Here is a 1,886-nt window from a genome sequence, read left to right as displayed (position 1 = left end):
GAGCGGGCGATATACCGGCTGACGGGGGTGAATCCGAACGCGGGCCAGCGGTGGACGGTGTACGCCCGCAGCGTGCTGGCGTTCTCTGCCGTGTCCGTGCTGTTCCTGTACCTGATGCAGCGGGTCCAGGACCACCTGCCCTGGGATCTGGGATTCTCCGGGGTGTCGCCGGCGCTGGCCTGGAACACCGCCGTGAGCTTCACGACGAACACGAACTGGCAGGCGTACTCGGGTGAGTCGACGATGTCGCACCTCACCCAGATGACCGGCCTGGCGGTGCAGAACTTCGCCTCGGCCGCGGTCGGCATCTCGGTGGCGATCGCCGTCGTGCGGGGCTTCGCCCGCCGGCGCGCGCCGGTCGCGGCGGGTCCGGGCAGCATGGATGGTGTCGTGGGAACCGGCGACGAGATCGGCAACTTCTGGGTCGATCTGACGCGGACGATCGTGCGGGTCCTGCTGCCGGTCTGCGTCCTCGGCGCGATCGTGCTGATCGCCGGTGGGGCGATCCAGAACCTGCACGGCAACCACGTGGTGACGACCGTGGCCGGCGGCCGGCAGGCGATCACCGGGGGGCCGGTGGCCAGCCAGGAGGTCATCAAGGAGCTCGGTACCAACGGTGGCGGCTTCTACAACGTCAACTCCGCGCATCCGTTCGAGAACCCGGTGGCGTGGACGAACCTGTTCGAGATCTACCTCCTGCTGATGATCGCCTTCTCGCTGCCGCGCACCTTCGGCCGGCTGGTCGGGGACAGGCGCCAGGGCCTGGCGATCGTCGCGGTGATGGCGCTGATCGCGCTGGGCAGCCTCACGGTGAACATGGCCTTCCAGGTCGCACACCACGGAACCGTCCCCGAGGCCGTCGGCGCGGCCACCGAGGGGACGGACGCCCGGTTCGGCGTCGCGAACTCGGCGCTGTTCGCCACCGCCACGACCCTGACATCGTCCGGCGCGGTGAACTCGTTCCACGATTCCTACACGAGTCTCGGTGGCGCGACCCTGCTGTTCAACATGATGCTGGGCGAGGTGGCGCCGGGCGGTGTCGGATCGGGCCTGTACGGAATGCTGGTCCTGGCCGTCGTGACGGTTTTCGTCGCCGGGCTGATGATCGGGCGGACCCCGGAGTACGTCGGGAAGAAGATCGGCGCGCGGGAGATGAAGTTCGCGTCGCTGTACTTCCTGACCACGCCGATCATCGTGCTGCTCGGCACCGGGGTCGCGATGGCGCTGCCCGGCCAGCGGGCGGGCATGCTCAACTCCGGCGCGCACGGCCTGTCCGAGGTTCTCTACTCGTTCACCTCCGCGGGGAACAACAACGGGTCGGCCTTCGCCGGAATCACGGTGAACACCACCTGGTACAACACCGCGCTCGGGCTGGCGATGATGTTCGGCCGGTTCCTCCCGATGATTTTCGTGCTCGGCCTGGCGGGCTCGCTGGCCCGGCAGACGCCGGTACCCGTCACCGCCGGAACGCTGCCGACGCACCGGCCCCAGTTCGTCGGGATGCTCACCGGCGTCACGTTGATCATCGTGGCGCTCACCTTCTTTCCCGCGCTGGCTCTCGGGCCCTTCGCGGAAGGGATCCACTGACCGATGAGTACCACCACCATCGCCGCGCACCAGGACAGCGCCAGCGCCGCCGGCCGGCGGGAAACGCCGCCGGCCCAACCGCGGCGGGTCGGGGGCGGTCTGCTCGACCCGAAGCAGCTCTGGACGTCCCTGCCGAGCGCGGTGCGCAAGCTCGACCCGCGGACCCTGTGGCACAACCCGGTCATGCTGATCGTCGAGGTCGGCGCGGCGTACACCACCGTCCTCGCGATCACCGACCCGTCGGCGTTCGGCTGGATGATCACTGTGTGGCTGTGGCTCACCGTGATCTTCGCCAACCT

The 1,886-nt window shown here is 68.9% G+C and carries 1 protein-coding gene and 1 pseudogene; both read left to right on the top strand.

The window, feature by feature from the left end:
* The coding region (gene kdpA, locus MXD62_RS27370; RefSeq protein ID WP_248832277.1) for a potassium-transporting ATPase subunit KdpA at window positions 1-1,587 on the top strand (1,587 nt) is incomplete at its 5' end.
* 3 nt (window positions 1,588-1,590) lie between these two features.
* Window positions 1,591-1,886, top strand: a pseudogene (locus tag MXD62_RS27365) (potassium-transporting ATPase subunit B); the annotation flags it as partial.

This window comes from Frankia sp. Mgl5 (assembly GCF_023242985.1).
Lineage (GTDB): Bacteria > Actinomycetota > Actinomycetes > Frankiales > Frankiaceae > Parafrankia > Parafrankia soli.
Note: the sequence above shows the minus strand (reverse complement) of the source record. Positions and strands in the feature narration are given on the sequence as shown.